We start from the raw sequence: 1,850 nt of genomic DNA, 5'->3' as shown, positions 1-1,850 counted from the left end.
TGGTGGGTCTGACAAGACTTGAACTTGTGACCCCACGCTTATCAAGCGTGTGCTCTAACCAACTGAGCTACAGACCCTCAGATACATCGTCATGAAGAACAACTTGTTGTGGATTCTTACCAATCGTCAATCTTTCGTTAAGGAGGTGATCCAGCCGCAGGTTCCCCTACGGCTACCTTGTTACGACTTCACCCCAGTCATCGGCCACACCGTGGTAAGCGTCCTCCTTACGGTTAGACTACCTACTTCTGGTGCAACAAACTCCCATGGTGTGACGGGCGGTGTGTACAAGGCCCGGGAACGTATTCACCGCGGCATTCTGATCCGCGATTACTAGCGATTCCGACTTCACGCAGTCGAGTTGCAGACTGCGATCCGGACTACGATCGGCTTTTTGAGATTAGCATCTGCTCGCGCAGTAGCAACCCTTTGTACCGACCATTGTAGCACGTGTGTAGCCCTGGCCGTAAGGGCCATGATGACTTGACGTCGTCCCCGCCTTCCTCCAGTTTGTCACTGGCAGTATCCTTAAAGTTCCCATCCGAAATGCTGGCAAGTAAGGAAAAGGGTTGCGCTCGTTGCGGGACTTAACCCAACATCTCACGACACGAGCTGACGACAGCCATGCAGCACCTGTATCTAAGTTCCCGAAGGCACCAATCCATCTCTGGAAAGTTCTTAGTATGTCAAGGCCAGGTAAGGTTCTTCGCGTTGCATCGAATTAAACCACATGCTCCACCGCTTGTGCGGGCCCCCGTCAATTCATTTGAGTTTTAGTCTTGCGACCGTACTCCCCAGGCGGTCTACTTATCGCGTTAGCTGCGCCACTAAAGCCTCAAAGGCCCCAACGGCTAGTAGACATCGTTTACGGCATGGACTACCAGGGTATCTAATCCTGTTTGCTCCCCATGCTTTCGCACCTCAGCGTCAGTATTAGGCCAGATGGCTGCCTTCGCCATCGGTATTCCTCCAGATCTCTACGCATTTCACCGCTACACCTGGAATTCTACCATCCTCTCCCATACTCTAGCTTCCCAGTATCGAATGCAATTCCCAAGTTAAGCTCGGGGATTTCACATCCGACTTAAAAAGCCGCCTACGCGCGCTTTACGCCCAGTAAATCCGATTAACGCTCGCACCCTCTGTATTACCGCGGCTGCTGGCACAGAGTTAGCCGGTGCTTATTCTGCGAGTAACGTCCACTCACCTTGGGTATTAACCAAGGGAGCCTCCTCCTCGCTTAAAGTGCTTTACAACCAAAAGGCCTTCTTCACACACGCGGCATGGCTGGATCAGAGTTGCCTCCATTGTCCAATATTCCCCACTGCTGCCTCCCGTAGGAGTCTGGGCCGTGTCTCAGTCCCAGTGTGGCGGATCATCCTCTCAGACCCGCTACAGATCGTCGCCTTGGTAGGCCTTTACCCCACCAACTAGCTAATCCGACTTAGGCTCATCTATTAGCGCAAGGTCCGAAGATCCCCTGCTTTCCCCCGTAGGGCGTATGCGGTATTAGCGTCCCTTTCGAAACGTTGTCCCCCACTAATAGGCAGATTCCTAAGCATTACTCACCCGTCCGCCGCTAAGAATCGGTAGCAAGCTACCTATCTCCGCTCGACTTGCATGTGTTAAGCCTGCCGCCAGCGTTCAATCTGAGCCATGATCAAACTCTTCAGTTAAAATCATTTTGTACTTTAGTTAAGACAAAGTACTTAATTCTGGCTCATCAATTACTGACAAAAATTCGCTCAAATAAACTTCGAGTAATTTCTACCATTAATCAATGAAAATATATTCAATCGATCAACCGATAAAAATCCACACAAGTTGTTCTTCATAATCTCTTAATGATC

General features: G+C 50.4%; 1 tRNA gene and 1 rRNA gene. Both read right to left on the bottom strand.

From position 1 onward, the window contains the following. A tRNA-Ile gene (locus tag GW12_RS04615) sits at positions 1 to 77 on the bottom strand. A 61-nt stretch (positions 78 to 138) separates the two neighbouring features. Next, a 16S ribosomal RNA gene (locus GW12_RS04610) occupies positions 139 to 1,676 on the bottom strand. Positions 1,677 to 1,850: the final 174 nt, after the last annotated feature.

The sequence above is a fragment of the Acinetobacter sp. HR7 genome (assembly GCF_000773685.1).
In the GTDB taxonomy this organism is placed as follows: domain Bacteria; phylum Pseudomonadota; class Gammaproteobacteria; order Pseudomonadales; family Moraxellaceae; genus Acinetobacter; species Acinetobacter thermotolerans.
This window is presented reverse-complemented; position numbering and strand designations above follow the sequence as displayed.